Source organism: Terasakiella sediminum, assembly GCF_033100395.1.
GTDB lineage: Bacteria > Pseudomonadota > Alphaproteobacteria > Rhodospirillales > Terasakiellaceae > Terasakiella.
The window spans coordinates 13,115-32,282 of the sequence record NZ_JAWLVJ010000005.1; the positions used below are offsets into that span (position 1 = coordinate 13,115).

The following is a 19,168-nucleotide window of genomic DNA, read 5'->3' on the forward strand; positions in this document are numbered from 1 at the left end:
GCTTTGGGCGAAAATAAAAAGCGGTATAAGCCATGGCGGAAAAATCGACCTTACTAAATGATACGCTATATTTCATCAGCCAGAAGGGATGGCTGAAAGAAAAGGCTGACTTCTTTGTTGAACTGGCAAAGCATCTGGCTGACAAGCTGGATGTCAAATATGCCTTTATTGACAGGTTGGTTGAAGGTCGCCCGGACAGTGTGGAAACGCTGGCCCTTTATGCTCATGGGGAAATTATTCAGAATATTGAATATAGTCTGGCGGGCACACCTTGCGAAAATGTCATCGGCAAAGACATCTGTTGTTATACTTCTGGTGTGCAGGCGCTGTTTCCCGAAGATGACCTGCTGGTGGATATGAAGGCGGATAGCTATGGCGGCATTCCACTGTGGGATTCCAAAGGGGCACCCGTGGGGTTGATCGGTGTGATTGATGACAAACCTTTCAAGGACCCGGACATTGTGCAGTCTCTTCTTCAGATCGTTTCCATGCGGGCCTCTGCCGAGATTGAAAGCCAGATTGCGATGGCAGAGATTGTCCGGCGGGAAAATCAGTTGGAACAGTTGAACGCAACGCTGGAACAACGGGTGGAAGAACGCACACGAGAATTGGAACTTGCCAAGGATATGGCCGATAAAGCCAATCAGATTAAATCGGATTTTCTGTCGTCCATGAGCCATGAACTGCGCACGCCCTTAAATGCCATCATCGGGTTTTCGGAATTGATGAATGGGAACGTCAAGCAACAGCTGGCGGAAAAACATCAACAATATGTTGGTCATATTCATGCAGCAGGCAAACATTTGCTGGACCTGATTAACGAAGTTCTGGATATAGCGAAGGTCGAGTCGGGCAAATCGGAACTTTTGATTCAGGCCGTTGACCTTAACCGGGTCGTCAACGATTGCATTGAATTATCGACGCCTTCTGCAGGTGCGCAAAATATCTCTATTGTTTGGGAAAGGGGGCAGGAAAAGCTCTATGCCTTAACGGACGAAACCCGCTTTAAGCAGGTTCTCCTCAATTTGATTTCTAATGCGATCAAATACAATGTGCCACATGGTGTGGTGACGATTGCGGTTGAAAAGACGGATGCAAAAAAGATATGGGTTTCTGTTAGTGATACCGGGATCGGCATCCCAGAAGAATTTCATGGCCGGGTGTTTAAGGCCTTTGATCGACTGGATACCGGGCGTATGCCGAATATTACCGGGACGGGTGTTGGGCTGACCGTTTCGAAGGAACTTGTAGAAACTTTGGCAGGCGAGATCGGTTTTTCAAGTGTGGCAGATGAAGGCAGTGTCTTCTGGTTTACCCAGCCTGATCTGACCGGATTTGAATGGAATGATGCTTTTTTGGTGCAGGTTGATGCGATTGACGATGATCACAAGGTCCTTATGGGCCTGTTGAACCGGGCCAGTAATACAAAGTTGAACGATGAAGAAGTAGATCAGGTGCTGGTCGAACTGATCGATTACACCAAGTTCCATTTTACCCGCGAAGAAGCCATCATGGCAGCCTGTGATTATCCGAAACGCGAAGGCCATGCGGGGGAACATAGAAGGATTGAAGGTAAGCTGCGCGACCTTTTGTCAAAATGGCAGTCAGACCATTCAAAGGAAACCAAAGAAGTCCTGACCGACTTTTTACGGTCCTGGCTGGTTGAACATATTTTGACGACAGATACCAAGATTACACCGTTCATTGACGGCAAAGAAGGTTTGGTTGCTGAGGCCGTTTCGGGTAAATCTTGATAACAACCAAGAACTGATCACACCGGATCAGCGACCCAGTTTAAGGCCGCTGAATTTTGGTGTCGTGGATTTTTTCCATTTCTTCATACAGGCCATTTTGTGTCATTTCTTTAAGCGCCTTGGCGAAGTCACGGGTCAGTTGTTCTTTGCGCGGGTGGCCTTTTGCAATCAGGGGCGACTGCAGATTGGCTTTCAGTGGAGGTTGCAGAGCGCGCACTTTTTTGCCCTTTGTCGATTCAATGGATTTCATTTGCTCGTAAAGGCTGACAGGGTCGCTGATGATGGCATCAAACCGTCCGCCAAAAAGCATGGGGGGAAGTTTAGACAGAAGAGCAACGGCTTGGACTTTAATGTCATCATGGTCTTTTAAAATTTCTTCCAGCCCGCCTGCTTCGCGGACTATGCCAACTTTTTTACCGTAGAAGGATTTGATCTCCCCGGATGTATAGGCGGAGTCTTCCGGGACAATAAAGTTGATCGTATCCAGGAAAATTACGTCCATATAATCGAAAAAGGGATCAAAGTTTTCCCCGCGCCAGGCAGACGCAACCAGGTCAAACTTTTGCTTTTTGGCTTCTTCCACACAACGTGGCCAGGGCACAATATATGTTTCGGTTTTATAGCCTGCATGTTCAAAAACGCGGGAGACAAAATCCGGAACCAGTCCTTTGCCCGGCAGATGTTCACCGCCAAGTTTACCCCAAGTGGTGCCACACATGGTGATCACGCCTTTATCTGCTGCCAGTGTCTGAGTCGCAAGCCCTGTAAAAACACAAGCCATGAGCATCGTTTTAAATGTTGTGCGTTTATCCATGGTTTGGCCCCCTTTTTATCTTTAAATATATGCCGTTATTGTAAAAAACTTTTTGCTTTCATTCGCATCTTCAAAGGAAAAATCAAATCCCTTTCTGGCGCGCCTTGCAATCTCGATCATGCCGACGCCTGCGCCCTTGCTATATTCCGGCGTTTCGTTTCTGAGCTTTTCTTTGAACAGGGCTTTTAATTCTGCCGCATCCAGTTTGCGAATTTCGTTGAGATTATTTTCCAGACGGGAAGCATGTTCATTGCAAATCAGGTTGCCACAAGCGATGAATTTGTGGCCGTCCTTTTCCCCGATGGACAGAGCGCCATATCTTAAATCAATGGTGATAGGGTCTACATCCTGGGCCTGGTTTTTGGCGGAATAGCGCACCACATTCTGCGACATCTCGATAAAGATCGAAAAGAGATCACGACTGGTTTTTTTGTCCATTTCTTCCAGTTCGAATTTTTTCTTCAAGGTCTGCCCGACACCCAGAATCATTTCTTCTGACATAAAGCCTGTGAAGCAGAAGTTCACACCGTCTTGTAGCATTTCGTCATGTAATGATTTTAAGCTGAGCATGGGGGCCTCATCTTTTAGGTCTGAACGATTTTGAAATTGGCATTTTCCATATCTTCGCCGTATTCTTCGCCAATCTCTTCCATACCATCGTCATCTTCTGCGACACTCCAGATAATATTGACGGGCTTTTCTTCGGCGATTTCATCCAAGAGCAGCAGGAAATGCATGATGCGTCGCGCCGATGATGAATTGAAATAGATGAAGCTGAGGTTGACGTTGATTTCCGCTGCCTGAATACCTGAAATGTTCTCCTTCAGCTTATTTTCTGCCTGTTGCAGGATATCAGATGCTTCTTCTGAATAGGACTCGCCAGAAATGATAATTTCCCCGGTCAAAAAATTCATATCGACCAGTGGTGTGGAGTCAGTGCCTGGTATTTTGAAACCTTCCATTCTTCCCTCTGTTTTTCTTTATTTCTGGACCTTGAAGCCGATCAGGGAAACGTCGTCTCTGCGCACTTCGTGCCCCTGATAAACGGATAGTTCTTTTAAGAGCATACCTGATTGTTCGGCGATTGGAAATTGAGATATCTCGCTTAGAAGTTTCTGAAACCGTTTGCGGCCAAACATCATGCGTCTGGGCCCCCCCACCTGGTCAACAAAGCCATCGGTTGTCATGTAATAGGTGGTGTTCTGTTCGGGTTCAAAAATGTGCTCGATATAGGTCTGGTTTTCCGGGATTTCAGGATAACCGACCCCTTTGCGCGTTGCTTTGATCCGTTTGACTTGCCCGTCGCTGACGCAATAAAGATCAACTCGTGCACCGACAAAATGCATCTTCTGTTTTTTGTCGGTGATGTAGATCAAGCCCAGTTCAATACCATCATCGGTCTGGGTTTCACCCGTGTCCTGGCCCAGTGATTTACGCATCAGTTTATTGAGGGTCTGCATCAGTTTTTCACATTCACCGGGCTGGGTTTCCAGTTCAGCACGTTCTAGCGCGCTGTTGAATACCTGTGTCATCAGCGCACCGGGCACGCCATGTCCTGTGCAATCCCCCAGTACGATCAAATGACCATCCCCCCAGAGACGGCACCAATAAAGGTCCCCGCCCACAATGTCGCGGGGTTCCCAGATGACAAAATGTTCCGAAACCGCCTGTTTCAAAATGGCATTTGATGGCAGCAGTGATTTCTGAATGCGACTAGCATATTTGATGCTGGCATGGATTTCGGCCGTTCGTTGATTGACCAGGTCTTTCAGGTGGTTCTGGTATCGTGAAATCTCATCACCGGATTGTAAAAGGCGCTGTTGCAGGCCGTTGTAAGCTTCAATCACGTGACCAAGTTCGTCTTTACTTTGCCAGTCCACCAGCACGGCTTGGCCCAATTGTCCGCTTTGTTTGTCAATGGCGTCACGCAACAGGGTCAAAGGCCGCCCGATAAAGAGCTTGTTGGCGATCAGTGCCGCACCGATCAGGGCAAATAATAACACCACCAGCACAATGGCAGTGACCTGCAGCTTTTCTTCCAGTTCCGACTGGATTTGTTGTCCGGTTCCGGTGACGACCAGAATGCCGACGGTGCGCCCTTCGGTTTGTTCAAAGTAGACAATGTCGCGGGTTAGGCGAAATTCTTTCTTTTCAGCAGGTTGATCATAGGGACCTTTGCTGAAATTTGGTGTGCCACCGACTTCGTCTAAAATGGCTACATCGCGTATATATGGCAGTTTGACGATCTGATCAAGGGCGGCCTTGAGACTGTCGTCATCATATTCCCAGACGAATTGGGCGAGCGTGGTACTTTGGACATTGATCAGGTTTTTCAGGTTGGACAGGAGCTCTTTTTCCTGTTCGCGGTAATGCATCACGGATTGAATTGCAAAGACAGCAACTTCAGCGATCATCACCAGAGGGATGAAGATGGCGAGGATTTTTATGGTGAGCGATTTGACGTGCATTTATTTTCCACCTTATCTCTGGTTGATGCTATTATATCCAAATAGATAAAGCTAATGCTATTTTTTGATTTGTGATTTCAAGGTGTTGGGGGCATATGAAAGTCAGAACAATCTTCCTTACCTGCTTGCTGGTTGCATCGGTTGTTTTTCCGCTGCATCAAGCCAAGGCAGGTGATGTCATTACCGTAGGTTTTAAAGCGGGCAAGGCACCTTATGTCATCCCCACCAAGCCCTTTCAAGATAGTGACTTTGATATGTCCAAAGACCTTGGCATCGAAGTTGAAATCGTCAAAGAAGTGTTCGCCCTGTCCGGCAAAACGGTGAAGCCCGTCTATATGAATTACAAGCGGATGGAGAGTGAGCTTTTGAACGGCAAGATCCAGATGGGGTCTAACCTTCATAAAGGGGTTGAAGGTGTCTTTTATGCGGATAATCATGTGCGTCTGTTTGATCATTTTGTCTATCCGTCAAATGGCAAGGTGAAGGTCCATTCCTTTGCGGACATGGTGGGCAAGCGTGTTCTCTCTTTCCAGAATGCGACCAAATTTTTGGGCGATGATTATCGTGCGGCGGTGAAAACAGCCAAATCCTATCGAGAGATCGATGATCAGGAAAAGCAGGTTAAAGCGATTGCGCAGGACCGCGCTGATGTTGTCTTGATGGATATTTCAATCTTTAAATATTTTGCCAAGAAACATGGGAATGCAGATCAGGCCTTTAACTTTTCCCCCATGTTTCCAAGCCCGTTTTTCTTCTCATCCGGTTTTTCTGATGAGGCATTGCGCAATGAATTTGCCGCAGGATTGCAAAAGCTGAAAGATAGCGGCAAGTATGATGAGATTTACAGCAAGTATACGGACTAAAGCGGTTTAATCGGGATCAGGTGAAGATGGCCGTTTTTGACGCCTGTCTGTGATGTGATCTGATCGGCAAGGGTTCGTACTTCGGATGTCTTGCCGCGCAGCACTGTGGCTTCAAAACAGTTGTTTTCATCCACATGCAGATGCATGGTGGCGGTCGGGATACTGTGATGATGATGCTGGGTCTCGATCAATTTTGACGATAACATCCGTTCTTTGTGATCATAGACGTAGCTGACGCAACCCAGGCATTCTTCATCCTGCGGTTCCAGTCGGTCTGAATGGGATAGAAGATGGCGAATGGCATCACGGAAACCTTCGGATCGGTTCGTGTAGCCTTTTTCCTGAATATAGTGATCGAACTTTTCTAGCAGATCGTCATCCAGTGAAATCGTGATTCTTTCCATCTTGTGCTCGCTTTTCAGATCAGGGTTATTTTAGTCAAAATTTATTTAAAGGGGCCAGCCTTGGATTGACAAGTGGATATTAGTATGATTTTTTATAAAAAAGTATGAACATCTAAGATCAGTGGTATGACGAATAAATTTTTGGCCCTTTTTGTTTTGGCAACTTTCCTGTTTACAACGCCAGCATTTGCTCATTTTGTGGAGCTGACGGCAGACAAAAACTTTCTGAATGTGGATAACGGAAAGACGGTTTCGTTGGAAATGACCTTTACCCATCCCTTTGAAGGCGGACCGCTTATGACCATGGTTCGCCCGCAGAATTTCGGCATGCTTCATCGCGGCAAAAAAGCGGACCTGACACAGGACCTGAAATCAGTAAGCGGGTTTGAAAATCTGAAATGGCAGATCAGCCAAAAGCTGAATCGCTTGGGCGATTATATTTTCTATGTGACCCCGAAACCCTATTTTGAACCTGTTGAGAATAAGTTCATCGTTCATTATACCAAAACGGTGATCAGCCACGGTAATGGCGATGGTTGGGATGATCTGGTTGGTTCGCCCGTTGAAATCCGTCCCCTTAGTAAACCTTATGGCCTTTGGACATATAACTTGTTTCGCGGTGTGGTCCTGCACAATGGCAAGCCTGTTCCTTATGCCGAAATCGAAGTGGAACATAAAAACGAACAGAAGATAGCTGCGCCCAATGACAGCTATGTCACGCAGGTGATCAAAGCAGATGGCAATGGTGTTTTTGCTTACAGCCTGCCAAAAGCAGGGTGGTGGGGTTTTGCTGCCCTGATCGACGATGGGGAGACTATGAAAGGCGCGGATGGTAAAGACTATGCGGTTGAAAAAGGCGCGCTGATCTGGGTGATGGCTGAGGATATGAAATAGGTGTTTCCGGCAGATTTATCTGAAGGAACTATGCGTTGTGATGGGCATGATGATGGAAAATTCACTGCCTTGACCGACATCGCTTTTCAAATTGATGGTGCCGCCCATATGTTCCACAATATGTTTGACAATGGAAAGCCCAACGCCCGTGCCTTGCACATTCTCTGAATGGTTTTTTGAACGGAAGAATTTCTCAAAAATCAGATCATGGTCTTCGATGGGGATGCCAGACCCGGTATCTTTGACGAAAATTTCGATTTCTGTGTCTGAATGGGCGCGACATCCAAAATCCACTGTGCCGCCCGGTTTGTTATATTTCACCGCATTTCCCAACAGATTGGAGAGCACCTGTCGAAATTTTGCCCGATCCACATAGATGGTACGGTCTGTTAGGGGATGGCCCTGCAACGTAATGTCTTTTTCTTCGGCTATAGGGGCGAAGAGTTCGTAGCATTCTTTAAAAATTTCGCGTGGCTGAATCTCTTCAAATGCATAGACCGTATGGCCGCTTTCAATGCGGGCAAGATCCAGCACGTCATTGACCAGTTCCAGCATATGGGCGCCTGCGATATTGATCTGTTTGACCTGTTTCAGTTCTTTCTGCGTCAAATTACCCGAACGATTGTTTTCCAATAGTTGGGAAAAACCAAGGATACTGTTCAACGGGGTTCTGAGTTCATGGCTCATGGACGATAGAAAATCAGATTTCGCCTTGCTGCCCATGGCGGCTTTTTCCATGGCCGATTGCAGCTCGGAAATATGCTTGGCTTCTGTCCGTCTGAGCTTTTGATAGAGGGCAAAGGCCAAGAGATAAAAGATAAGACTGACGAAAGAGGCAAAAAAAGACCTCAGATAGCTTTGGGTGGTGAAATGCTGTATTAGTTCGGGCTTTAACAATCCACTGACCAGCCATCGACTGCTATCAACTTTTTGTTCGTAAAGGATTTGATTGATAAGGTCTTCAGAAAGCCAGAAATCTTTGCCCAGTTTATCGCGTGCGCCGATGCTGAGTGCTTCGATCAGGTAGTTTGTATCGCTTCTGGAAATGATGACCGTATGACCTGATTTTTCATTTCGCCGGATAATCTCCGTCAGTTCGGAGGCGAGAAAACTGACGAAGAAAATACCTTTCTGCCCTTGGCTGTAATTCCATTGGGCCATCATATCATAATGATAATGGAAAGGTTGCGGGTGAATGTAGGGTTCATACGAAATTGGATGGGCGTGTTGCTGTAGATAATTTGCAAAGGTGCGCATATCGGCCTGGCATTGTTCCCCAATGATTTCACCAAACGGTTCCGGGGAATAATCGCCTTGTGGAGAGCGGATGGTAAATGCGTGAAAGCCCGGGATATATTGATCGATGCGCGCACGTACAGATTCGATCAGTTCATCGTCATCTGGATTGGCCAGAACTTTTTCAAACAGGACCGTGTTGTCTTTTGCAAAGGCGGAGACAAAATTGCGTCGATTTTCCAAAAGCTTTTCAATCTCTGAGGCAACCGTTCGCACTTCATCTTGCAAAAGCGTCTTTTGGGAACTGGAAAAAGTATTGATCTGCTCAAACGTGAACCACCAGATCAGACCGACCGAGATAATCAATACGGTCGCAAAGGCGATTAAAACTTTGTTGGAAACAGTGAGCATGATCGAGTTCCATAAACACAAAGGCAGGTTATATTGTCCCTATTTTCTAAAGATTTGTAAATAGCTACAAATTGCAGGAGACGAAAACCTTTATGATAGCTGATTGAAGGGCGTCATTTATGGTCCATCTGTCGGCTATGTATTTTTTGCGAATGTTGTTCCAAGGAAACCAGATCGAGCCAGGAGGTCAGGCTGAAGAGGTGATTTGGGGCTTGTGCAGATGATGCTATAAAAAGGTCATGAGGGGGATTTTGTTGCCAACGGATATGATGATGAAGGCATTGCGCTGGCGCACGATTGACGAGTTTTGCCCACCATATATCCCTTCTAGCCGACCCGCCGACTGTTGCCGATGCGGGGCGGTCTTTCATTGACATTCTTCTGGATTATAGGTCCAGCAGTTTCTGCGGGTTTTCGATATATTCACGATATTTGCGTACGACATCTGCTTTCAGGCGCATGGTGCGATCGCCATCTTTGCGATAGCCGTGATAGTAATTTGCCAGGCTGTTGTAACTGATAAAGGCATCATCAAACAGCCAGATTTCCATACAGCCTTTTTTATAGGCGGACGGGAGACGGTCGAGTGATTTGGGGATTTCTGTCGGAACAGGTCGCAGCGTGCCTTTTTCATCGGTCTGAATGAGAATGTTCAATTCTTCAACAGCCTGTTGAATTTGTTGTTTTTCATCTTCGCTTTGCACCGAATTCAGCATATCGGTTAAAAGCTGTTGCGAAACCTGGGGGCCGTATTTTTCGATTAAATGGCTGGCTTTAAGTTGATCTGCAGACATGGAAAAAACCTCATACTCACTAAGACATATAAGATATGCGTCAACTTGTAGGGTGGGTCAAGGTGCATCCTATCAACTATACGAAATAATTTTCAACCTATGGATCAGTCCTGATGATCAATATAGGTGGAGATTTCATTCAATGTATATTTACGGCGCAAATCTGCAAAATCCTGAGACGCCATTACCTGTTCCAGGGCCTTTTGGTAGGTTTGGATTTCGGTTTCATCGAAGTCTTTGCTAAAGGCGAAATAGAGATCAATTTGGCGCAAGGGGAAGACCTCTTCATAGTCACGCCCATCAATATTATTTTGCTTCATCAGATAGGATGTGGCCTGTAGGGGATAGGCCAGCAAATCAACGTGATCGTTGTGGATCTGATAAATGTTCTTTTGCGGGAATAAGTCGCGTTTCAGGTTTGCAAGCGGCATCCCCATTTTACGCAAAGCCTGTTCAGGGGCCGTGTTTTCGATGGTTGCTATTTTATAGGCTTTTAAATCATCAATGGAGCTGAACTTAAATTTCTTTTTCTTTTTCGCAATAACCCCAAGATTGACGGTCAGATAGGGACCGACCCATTTAAACAGCTTTTCACGTTTGGCATTACGCCCGATGGTGATGCCAACGCGCCGGGTTGCTTTTTGCAGTTCGGTATAAAGCCGGTTGAAGGTAACGGGCAGAATGTGGATCATACTTTCAGTTTTACTTACCTGCTGATGGACAAGCTGAAACAGGTCAGCCGACAAGCCCTGAACTTTGCCTTCTTCATCATGCATGGTGAAAGGCGGAACGCGATGTCCCATGACACGCATATCAGCTGCATAAGTTGCAGCGCCGATGATCATGGCGATCATAAAAACTATGAGAAAAGCTGACTTTTTCATATATACCCAAAACCCCAAGTTCTCGAAAGCATAGTCGCCCTGTGAGTTTGTCGCAAGGGGTAATTACATATAAGGGTATGTTGTTGTTATCGTGCATCTTCCAGTTTTAGGGTCGTGAAATAATGGAATTGGGAGTATAAAAAAGGCGACGTATAGACGTCGCCTCAAGGGGTGATACACTAGCGTGAAAAGCACGTTTATCCGAGCTGCCCCAACAACGTGGTCGCATCGGATACTTCAAACTTGCCGGGGGCTTCGACATTTAACTGTGTGACGACACCGTCATCCACCAACAAGGAGAACCGTTGCAAGCGAACGCCCATGCCGCGCTCTGTCAAATCCAGTTCCAACCCCAAGGCTTTGGCCCATTTGGCACTGCCATCACCCAAGAAACGGATTTTGCCAATGGCGTTTTGGTCACGACCCCAGGCCGCCATAACAAACCCGTCGTTGGTTGCGACACACCAGACTTCATCGACCCCTTTGGCTTTCAGCGCATCCAGGTTTTCAAGATAGCCGGGCACATGCTGGGCCGAACAGGTGGGGGTATAGGCACCGGGCAGGGCGAAGATGGCGATCTTCTTGCCTTTTGTGGCCGCGCTGACATTGACATTTTCAGGGCCGAGGGGGCAGGCGTCGCCAAATTCAGTTGATTCTGCAAGGATGCCGTCTGGCAGTTTGTCGCCAATTTTAAGGGTCATGAGTTTGCTCCGACTGATAAGAATAAGTCGAACCTATATAGGTTGGTGTCAAAGTCACGGCAATGGCGGGCGGGCAAGTTCTTCTGCCAGCAGGTCAAAAATCAGACGGATTTTCCGACTGGTATGGAGTTCGCGATGGGTGACCAGCCAGATGGGAAAGGTCATGGGGGTATGGTCTGTCAACACGCGCTGGACTTCCGGGCAAAGTTTGGCGACGTCCGTGGACATCAAACCAATGCCCAAACCTTTGCGCACCATCTCCCAGGCGAACAGGCTGTTGGCTGAGGTCAGTTTGAAATTGTCAGGCCCCAGGCTAAAGCCAAAGGACGTCAGAATTTTGATCAGCTCGTCAGATTTCCCAAACCCTACGAAATCAGCCTTGTTGACCGCATCAACGGTCTTGGGATAGCCAACTTTTTCAAGATAGTCAGGGCTTGCATAAAGACTGGCATCCGTTTCCCTGATCATTTTGGCAATCAAGTTGGGCTGGCTGGGACGACCATGGCGGATGGCAATGTCAGCTTCGCGTCTTTGTAAATCCTGAATATCATTTGAAATCACCATCTCGATGGTAATGCCGGGATAGAGCTTGCGGATTTTACGCATGGCGTTGGGCAACAGGAAGACGGCCAGAACATCGGTTGCTGTGATGCGTACGGTGCCCTCGACCGATTGAGATTGCCCGGATGCGGCAAGGGAGACCCGATTAGCTGCTTCCCCCATGGCTTGTACATGTTCTAGAAGTTCCATACCTGCTTCTGTCAGGCGCAGGTTTCGGCCCACCCGTTCAAAGAGCGTGACATTCAGATGGTCTTCCAGGCTGGCAACCTGACGACCGACGGTGGGCTGCGTCAGGTTTAATGCCTTGGCTGCTGCCGAAAAGGAGGCTTCTTCCGCACTGGCCAGAAAGGCGCGGACCTGGTTCCAGTCAAATGATATTGCCTTCCAATCCATGCATATATGTATAGCTTCTGTGTAAATTTAGGCAATTTATTTTTAAAAATGCATATGAGACAGTAAGGGAACAAATGCCCCCTATGGAGAAGAAACCTTGAAAAAGATCAGCCGCTTTTGGGATCGTCACGCCAAAGGCTATGCCAAAAGCCCGGTGGCCGATGAAGCCAGCTATCAGAAAAAACTTGAGCAAACTCGGGATTTCATGACAACTGATATGGAAGTTTTGGAAGTCGGCTGTGGTACCGGGTCAACCGCCATAACCCAATGCCCGAATGTGCGCCATATTCATGCGGTGGATGTGTCTGAAGGCATGCTGGAAATCGCCCAAGAAAAGACCAAGGCAGCGGGCATTGAGAATATATCCTATGAACAGGCCATGTTTGAAGAAATCGATGTGGGTGACAAGCGTTATGATATGGTCATGGCCCATAGTTTGATCCATCTGCTGGAAGATCGTGATGAGGCTTTGCGCCGGATCAAAAGTTTTCTGAAACCCGGTGGATTGTTTGTCAGTTCAACCGTGTGCATTCAGGGCAAGATGGCCTGGCTGCGTTTTATCATTCCCATCGCCAAGGTCTTTAGCCTCCTGCCGATGGTGAAATTTTTTAGTGTGGCCGATTATATCGCCAGTGTTGAACAAGCTGGATTTGAGATTGAGGTCCAATGGCAACCGCCTTCCGGACAATCGGTCTTTGTGATTGCCCGGAAGAAAGCGTGATCCGGATTTAGTCTTTTTTCTTCGGCTTTTTGCGTTTTATCGGGGCCATGCCGCCTGTATCCTTTTTGCCCTTTGGCTTATAGGATTTCTTCGGCTTGCCACGTGGTTTGTCACCATCCTTCTTGAAACCGTCACTGTTCTTGCGGTGCGGTTTGCGTGCCGGGCGGTCCCCGTCAAATGATTTACGGTTGCGTGGGCGACGTTTGGGGCCTGTGTCTTTGGAAAGATCGGGCATACCGTCCAGTCGATCAACCGTGACGGATTTTTCAATCTTGCGGGTTGGGCCGATAGCTTCCTGAAATTTTTCAACGGCACCGGGGGCCAGTTCCACGTAAGTGACTTCCTGCTGGATTTTGATCGCGCCGATATCAGATTTGGTGATATGGCCCGCGCGGCAAAGCATGGGAAGCAGCCAGCGGGGTTCGGCATTGTGTTTGCGACCCACGGACATGGAGAACCAGACGCCATCTTCAAAATCAACGCGCACGGCCTTTTCTTTGCGATCACGTTCTTTCGGTTCCGGGCGGTCCAGCAGTTCTTCCGGGGCGGGCAGTTTTTCGGTTTGCAGGCGGATCAGGCGGGCGGCGATCTGTTCAGGCGTGAATTTTTCCATCAGCTCGGTAACAAACGCCTGTTCGCTTTCCTGAATTTCTTCACTGAAAGCCGCATCGTTCAAGAAACGATCCCGGTCTTGTTTCAAGACCTCATCTGCTGACGGTGGCTTGGCCCAGTCAGCTTCGACTTTGGCATGTTGCAACAGACGTTCGGTTTTGCGGCGTTGGTTAAACGGCACCACAAGGGCACTGACACCTTTGCTGCCCGCACGGCCTGTACGGCCACTGCGGTGAAGAAGCGCTTCGCTGTTGCGCGGGATATCGGCATGGATCACCAGTTCCAGACCTGGCAGGTCGATACCACGCGCAGCCACGTCGGTTGCCACACAAACGCGGGCACGGCCGTCACGCATGGCCTGCAGGGCATGACTGCGTTCGTTCTGGCTGAGTTCCCCGGACAGGGCGACGACTGAAAAGCCACGGTTGGTCAGGCGGCTTGTCATATGGTTGACGGTGGCACGGGTCGCACAAAAGATAATGCTGTTTCTTGCATCATAATAACGCAGGATATTGATGATGGCATTTTCCCGGTCATTCGGTGCGCAAAGCAGGCTGCGATATTCAATATCCACATGCTGTTTCTGTTCTTCGCTTGTGGTGACCCGAACGGCATTGCGCTGATACCGTTTGGCAAGGTTGGCAATGCCACGACCCACGGTGGCGGAAAACATCAGGGTGCGGCGATCTTCCGGCGTTGTATCCAGAATACATTCCAGTTCTTCACGAAACCCTAGGTCCAGCATTTCATCGGCTTCATCCAGCACGACGGCTTTCAGTCCAGATGTATCGAAATAGCCGCGTTCAATATGGTCGCGCAGTCGCCCCGGTGTGCCGACCACGATATGGGCACCACGTTCCAGGTTCTTGCGTTCCGTGCGCATATCCATCCCACCTACGCAAGATGCGATCTTGGCACCGGTATATTCATAAAGCCATTCAAATTCCCGTTTCACCTGCAGGGCCAATTCACGGGTTGGTGCGATGATCAGGGCAAGCGGGGCTTGGGCCTGTGCGAACCGATCTGCCTCACCCAACAGGTTTGGCGCCAGGTTTAAACCAAAGGCAACGGTCTTGCCGGATCCTGTCTGGGCGGAAACCAAAGCATCGACATCTCGTAATTCAGGGGCCAGAACCGCTTGCTGGACAGGGGTCAGGGATGCATAGCCACGGTTTTCAAGGGCTTGCAGCAAGGTAGGCTTGAGGCCAGTAAGTTCGCTCATAAATGTCTTTCTGAAGGAGGGGTGTTAAAATAAGGAAGCCGCCAATCCAAAGGCAGGTTTGGCGGCATCATAGGGGAAATGTTTTTTATGGAAAGGCTTATTTCAAAGAAAGCTGAGCCGTTTTGGTATCTTGCTCTGTATAGAAAATATGTCGGCCGATCTTTGCGGTCCGTTTCAGACGGCTTGCCCAGTCCGGGTTGACGTAATCAGCATGGTACCATTTGGCTTCTTGCGTCGGGTCTTCATAGATGCCAGCCAGAAAAAGACGGGCAACCTGCTGGGCATTGCGCCAGGCGGTCAGCTCTTTCGGATCGTCTTTCTTGCCATCACACCACCAGGAGAACTGGCAGCGGTGCAGGCGCTGTTTGCTTTTGGACTGTTTGACCACATTGCAGATATTGTTTGGGAACTTCTCGTCTGCCACACGGTTCATGGTCACTCCGGCCACGGCCAATTGACCCGCCAGCGGTTCAGAACGGGCTTCCCAATAGATGTTAAGGGCCAGGCAACGTGTCTGTTCAGTCTCTACAATCAGGTTATGAGACATAAAGCTGTTGAATTCGCGCGCGAAGGCTTGCGCTGAAGGTTCAACGTAGGTGCTGGTTTTTTCTGCCGGTTCAACGGATTTAAAACCTGTTGTCCCAAAGAAGACAGCAAAACTGATAAACGTAATCGGGAGCAGGCGAGCCCACAAAGGGCGCACAGTCTGATTGCTCGAACTCATGTCATTATCCACATAATTGTTTCAAATTCAGGTCCGACAATATCTGGCGATTAATCCCTATAATCGCTTCTCATTAAAGTCATGGCTGAATAATCTTCGTCAGCCTGGGGGGTCGGACTTCAATGCGCATTTCTCAAGCGCGCGGTAGATATATGTAAAACTGCATATGAAGTCAACCCCCTTTTGTTGCAGCGCAATAAATGAAGGTTAAATTGCAATATTGTTGCCCAAATGAATTTTTGAACCTAATTTGTGAACAGCTTTTGCCTATTTCAGATTGGTTTCGAAATGACTTTTAAATACCAGCCGCCAGAAGGCCCCTTGGACGTCCTGTTTTGGGACGCGAATCTTATTGTTCTTAACAAACCCAGCGGATTGCTCTCGGTCCCGGGGCGCGCTGTTGATCATAAGGACTGCTTGCAATCGCGTGTGGAAGCAGAGTTTGGCACGGCACTGGTGGTGCATCGTCTGGACATGGATACTTCCGGTGTGATTGTGATGGCCTTTGATAAAGACACACTGCGCGATCTTTCAAAACAGTTCGAAAACAAAACAACCGCGAAGACCTACGTTTGTTTGGTCGCAGGCATCGTCGCAGAAGATAGTGGTATTGTTGATTTACCGTTACGATGTGACTGGCCCAATCGTCCCTTGCAGATGGTAGACCATAAACAGGGCAAAAAGGCTGAAACCCATTGGCGGGTGCTGGAACGGCATAAAGATCAAACGCGTCTGGAACTGACACCGATTACAGGGCGTTCGCATCAATTGCGGGTTCATTGTCTGTCTATGGGGCATCCCATCATTGGGGATCGTTTTTATGCCCCGGCGGATATTGTCAGCCAGAGTGAACGCCTGTGTCTACATGCCCAGTCTTTAAGCTTTACTCATTCGGTGAGCGGGGAAAGGATGACCATTACAGCGGATTGTAATTTCTAAAAGACTGGCAATAAAAAAGGCTGCAAAAAACTGCAGCCTTTCTTAATTATATTTAAATCAGACTTAGTTGGCAGCCGCATCAACCTTGTTAACCAGCTGATCTGTCTTATTCTTCAGCGCATCAATCAGGTCCTGAACCTTGCCACCATTCTGTTTGATGACAGAGGTGAATTCAGCACGTTGTGTCTGGCTCATGCTTACACCAGCGATCAGAACGTCAACGATTTTCAGCTCACCAGATTTGTTGGACTTCACACGCCAGTCAACCATAATGGGTTCACCTGCTTGCTCACGTTCAATCTGGGAACGTACAATTGCATCTTTGTCATTTTTGGTCAGAGACTGAACAACCGTCAGCTTGATGTCATCACCGGAGTAATCAGCGAAACGTTTGGAGTAAGTCACAATGATGAAGTCTTCAAAGAGGTCAAGATACTCTTCTTTTTCCTCTTTTGTCGCTTTGCGCCAGTAACGGCCCAAAACCCATTTGCCAATCGCGCGAACATCAAAACCTTCGTTCAGCAGTGTGCGAAACTCGATTTGTTGTGTTTCACTGTCTTTGGCATTTCTGAAGGAAGCCATAGCTTTATCAGACATGGTCTGAACGAACGTTTCAGCACGTTTGCCAAAATCACTGGCGTGCACTGTTGTGGAAGCGATTGCAATGCCAAGAGCTAACACTGCAATTGAAAAAAAGCGTCGGGTCATCATTGATCTTATTATTCCTTATCGCGCTTCTGTGAGTTCTTCATCACCAGGCGAAGGTGAATCGAAATCAAAAGACAGGTCAGGGGCCTTGGTCACTTTTGGGCCGTCCTGGTTTGCGATTTCAGCAGCGCGGCGCTGACGATAGAAACTGCGATAAGCGGCATACGGGTCAAGCGAGTTGTTACGCATGTCTTCAATCGCATCATAGTAATAAGCACGTGTGTCTACAGCTGTTGCAAGACCGCGTGACAGAGGAATGCCGCTTTGATCTGTGTTATTTGCCCAGATGTTAATCGGGTCAGTGAAATAGTCAACAACACGGCCAACGGCATCACGTGGGTTGCTGGCACCGAAAATCGGCAGCACAATATATGGACCTTCGCCCACCCCCCAGGTTGCCATTGTCTGGCCGAAGTCTTCACTGTGTTTTTTGAAACCCATTTCGGCAGCAGGATCACCAAAACCCAGAATGCCGACTGTAGTATTGATTGCAAAGCGCGCAGCAGTGTCGCCTGCGCGTTCGCCTTCGCCCTGAAGTACATCGTTTAACAGCACAATTGGCGTGCTCAGGTTAGAAAGCATGTTGTGGATGCCTTCCTGCAGGGGAGGTGGCATCAGGCCACGATAAAGTGTTGCTGCTGGACGCAGGAACCATGTATCGATCAGGTCGTTGAAACCAAAGACTGCACGGTTAACTCCCTCAAATGGGTCATTAACCTCATCAACGCTCTGTGGTTGACTTGCGCAACCAGCCAGAATCACACTAACAGCGGCGATTCCGCTAATATTTTTTAACCAACTTTTTTTCTTTACGGGCTTTTTCATCGTACACCGAAATTATTGTTGCTGTCCCATTCGTGTTGTTTATCAATGGGTTAAACGACTAGCCATTGATAAACAACATCCCCTCCAGAGGCACGCAAGATCATATGGATCTCCCATCCACACCAAAGTTCGATTATTGAATTACCATAGCGTAACCTAAAACACTAGTCCTCTAAAAGGTTAATAAAGGATCAATTTCTCGTGAGTGTCACATTTTTACCACAAATACGTTTTTAGACTTGCAATCATATAAAGATATCTTTATGTCTTGAATAAATTTTATCCAGTGAGGCGTATATGGACACTATCTTATCAGCTTTAAAGGCAATCGGGGAGCCAACGCGCATGCGTGTGATGGCTTTATGTGCGCAAGGCGATCTGACGGTATCTGAACTTGTCCATATTCTGGGGCAGAGTCAGCCCCGAGTCTCTCGTCATTTGAAGCTATTATGTGAAGCCGGATTATTGCAGCGCTTGCGCGAAGGCAGCTGGGTTTTTCATCGTTTGTCGGTAGAACCAGAAAATCTGGACATGGTCAATAAACTGGTTGGGATTATCCCTTATGATGATGAAGTGATCGTGCGCGACCGCCAGCGGCTGGAAGAAGTGAAACAGGATCGCGCTGAAAAAGCAGCGTCTTATTTTAACCAGAACGCCCAACGCTGGGAAGAAATCCGCGCCTTGCACGCTGATGACCACGAAGTTGAAAACGCACTCTTAAATGTGTTGGGCTCAAGCAAGGCAGAAGAATTCCTGGATATCGGGACGGGTACCGGGCGCTTGCTGGAATTGTTCTCCCCCCATATTCGTCAGGGCTGGGGTGTGGACCTGTCCACTGAAATGCTTGCCATCGCGCGTGCCAAGATCGAAGAAGGTGGGCTTGCCAATTGTGCGGTTCGTCAAGGTGACATGTATCAGGTGCCGTTTTCAGCAGATAGTTTCGATCTGGTGACCATCCATCAGGTGCTTCACTATACCGATGAACCTGCAACGGCCATTGGTGAAGCAGCACGCGTATTAAAGAGTGGAGGCAAATTGGCTGTTGTCGATTTTGCCCCCCATGAAGAAGAAAGCCTTCGTACCCAGTATCAGCATCGCCGATTGGGCTTTAGCGAAGGGGAAGTAACAAGAATTTGCCAGGACTGTGGACTGAACGTGACAAGCGTTCAGCACCTGCCTGGTACGCCATTGACGGTGACCGTTTGGGTCGCTGAGAAAGAATAAAACCTGGAGATATATT

At 48.0% G+C, this 19,168-nt stretch carries 20 protein-coding genes; 6 read left to right on the top strand and 14 right to left on the bottom strand.

Annotation, left to right across the window (positions count from 1 at the left end):
- Positions 1–32: 32 nt before the first annotated feature.
- Entirely contained in the window at positions 33–1,754 is a 1,722-nt protein-coding gene (locus RYZ26_RS04875; protein ID WP_317682038.1) for a bacteriohemerythrin, read from the top strand.
- Positions 1,755–1,794: 40 nt separating this feature from the next.
- On the opposite strand, the gene RYZ26_RS04880 is transcribed toward RYZ26_RS04875, so the two are convergent.
- Genes RYZ26_RS04880 through RYZ26_RS04895 form a run of 4 tightly spaced genes read right to left on the bottom strand, consistent with a single transcriptional unit; the run spans position 1,795 to position 5,036 of the window.
- Positions 1,795–2,568: a substrate-binding periplasmic protein gene (locus tag RYZ26_RS04880; protein ID WP_317682039.1), complete on the bottom strand. Its 774-nt coding sequence runs from the start codon at positions 2,566–2,568 to the stop codon at positions 1,795–1,797.
- A 21-nt stretch (positions 2,569–2,589) separates the two neighbouring features.
- On the bottom strand, positions 2,590–3,138 hold the full coding sequence (locus RYZ26_RS04885) for a SiaB family protein kinase (RefSeq protein ID WP_317682040.1): 549 nt from the start codon (positions 3,136–3,138) through the stop codon (positions 2,590–2,592).
- A gap of 14 nt (positions 3,139–3,152) precedes the next feature.
- Complete coding sequence (locus RYZ26_RS04890; protein ID WP_317682041.1) at positions 3,153–3,530, bottom strand: DUF1987 domain-containing protein; 378 nt, start codon at positions 3,528–3,530, stop codon at positions 3,153–3,155.
- 18 nt (positions 3,531–3,548) lie between these two features.
- A complete protein-coding gene (locus RYZ26_RS04895; RefSeq protein ID WP_317682042.1) occupies positions 3,549–5,036 on the bottom strand; it encodes a SpoIIE family protein phosphatase in 1,488 nt (495 codons plus the stop codon).
- A gap of 95 nt (positions 5,037–5,131) precedes the next feature.
- On the opposite strand from RYZ26_RS04895, the gene RYZ26_RS04900 reads away from it, so the two are divergent.
- Entirely contained in the window at positions 5,132–5,899 is a 768-nt protein-coding gene (locus RYZ26_RS04900; protein ID WP_317682043.1) for a substrate-binding periplasmic protein, read from the top strand.
- Here RYZ26_RS04900 and nikR read toward each other — a convergent pair.
- Entirely contained in the window at positions 5,896–6,303 is a 408-nt protein-coding gene (gene nikR / locus RYZ26_RS04905; protein WP_317682044.1) for a nickel-responsive transcriptional regulator NikR, read from the bottom strand. The genes RYZ26_RS04900 and nikR overlap by 4 nt on opposite strands.
- 126 nt (positions 6,304–6,429) lie before the next feature.
- Here nikR and RYZ26_RS04910 point away from each other — a divergent pair, with 126 nt between their 5' ends.
- Positions 6,430–7,197, top strand: coding sequence for a DUF4198 domain-containing protein (locus RYZ26_RS04910; RefSeq protein ID WP_317682045.1), 768 nt, complete (start codon positions 6,430–6,432; stop codon positions 7,195–7,197).
- Between the two features lie 15 nt (positions 7,198–7,212).
- Here the strand turns inward: RYZ26_RS04910 and RYZ26_RS04915 are convergent, their stop codons facing one another.
- The 5 genes from RYZ26_RS04915 to RYZ26_RS04935 form a co-directional block, all read right to left on the bottom strand.
- The gene (locus RYZ26_RS04915; protein ID WP_317682046.1) at positions 7,213–8,844 is read right to left on the bottom strand and encodes a sensor histidine kinase; all 1,632 of its coding nucleotides are present in this window, start codon (positions 8,842–8,844) and stop codon (positions 7,213–7,215) included.
- A 386-nt stretch (positions 8,845–9,230) separates the two neighbouring features.
- Positions 9,231–9,638, bottom strand: a complete 408-nt coding sequence (locus RYZ26_RS04920; RefSeq protein WP_317682047.1) for a hypothetical protein — start codon at positions 9,636–9,638, stop codon at positions 9,231–9,233.
- Between the two features lie 104 nt (positions 9,639–9,742).
- The gene (locus RYZ26_RS04925; protein WP_317682048.1) at positions 9,743–10,522 is read right to left on the bottom strand and encodes a substrate-binding periplasmic protein; all 780 of its coding nucleotides are present in this window, start codon (positions 10,520–10,522) and stop codon (positions 9,743–9,745) included.
- 197 nt (positions 10,523–10,719) lie between these two features.
- Positions 10,720–11,223, bottom strand: coding sequence for a peroxiredoxin (locus RYZ26_RS04930; RefSeq protein ID WP_317682049.1), 504 nt, complete (start codon positions 11,221–11,223; stop codon positions 10,720–10,722).
- A 54-nt stretch (positions 11,224–11,277) separates the two neighbouring features.
- Complete coding sequence (locus RYZ26_RS04935) at positions 11,278–12,177, bottom strand: LysR family transcriptional regulator (RefSeq protein WP_317682050.1); 900 nt, start codon at positions 12,175–12,177, stop codon at positions 11,278–11,280.
- Between the two features lie 97 nt (positions 12,178–12,274).
- Between RYZ26_RS04935 and RYZ26_RS04940 the strand changes: the two genes are divergently transcribed.
- On the top strand, positions 12,275–12,898 hold the full coding sequence (locus RYZ26_RS04940; RefSeq protein WP_317682051.1) for a class I SAM-dependent methyltransferase: 624 nt from the start codon (positions 12,275–12,277) through the stop codon (positions 12,896–12,898).
- Positions 12,899–12,905: 7 nt separating this feature from the next.
- Here the strand turns inward: RYZ26_RS04940 and RYZ26_RS04945 are convergent, their stop codons facing one another.
- Both RYZ26_RS04945 and RYZ26_RS04950 read right to left on the bottom strand, forming a co-directional pair.
- Positions 12,906–14,732 (bottom strand): DEAD/DEAH box helicase, encoded by a 1,827-nt coding sequence (locus RYZ26_RS04945; RefSeq protein ID WP_317682052.1) that lies wholly within the window; start codon positions 14,730–14,732, stop codon positions 12,906–12,908.
- A 97-nt stretch (positions 14,733–14,829) separates the two neighbouring features.
- Entirely contained in the window at positions 14,830–15,456 is a 627-nt protein-coding gene (locus tag RYZ26_RS04950; RefSeq protein ID WP_317682053.1) for a cell wall hydrolase, read from the bottom strand.
- A 288-nt stretch (positions 15,457–15,744) separates the two neighbouring features.
- Between RYZ26_RS04950 and RYZ26_RS04955 the strand changes: the two genes are divergently transcribed.
- Positions 15,745–16,395 carry a pseudouridine synthase gene (locus RYZ26_RS04955; protein WP_317682054.1) on the top strand — a complete coding sequence of 217 codons (651 nt, stop codon included), beginning with the start codon at positions 15,745–15,747 and terminating at the stop codon, positions 16,393–16,395.
- 63 nt (positions 16,396–16,458) lie between these two features.
- Here the strand turns inward: RYZ26_RS04955 and RYZ26_RS04960 are convergent, their stop codons facing one another.
- Together RYZ26_RS04960 and RYZ26_RS04965 are read right to left on the bottom strand one after the other, a co-directional pair.
- Positions 16,459–17,106, bottom strand: coding sequence for an MlaC/ttg2D family ABC transporter substrate-binding protein (locus RYZ26_RS04960; RefSeq protein WP_317682055.1), 648 nt, complete (start codon positions 17,104–17,106; stop codon positions 16,459–16,461).
- 15 nt (positions 17,107–17,121) lie between these two features.
- Entirely contained in the window at positions 17,122–17,928 is an 807-nt protein-coding gene (locus RYZ26_RS04965) for an MlaA family lipoprotein (RefSeq protein ID WP_317682056.1), read from the bottom strand.
- Between the two features lie 297 nt (positions 17,929–18,225).
- Here RYZ26_RS04965 and RYZ26_RS04970 point away from each other — a divergent pair, with 297 nt between their 5' ends.
- Positions 18,226–19,152, top strand: coding sequence for an ArsR/SmtB family transcription factor (locus tag RYZ26_RS04970; protein ID WP_317682057.1), 927 nt, complete (start codon positions 18,226–18,228; stop codon positions 19,150–19,152).
- Positions 19,153–19,168 lie beyond the last annotated feature (16 nt).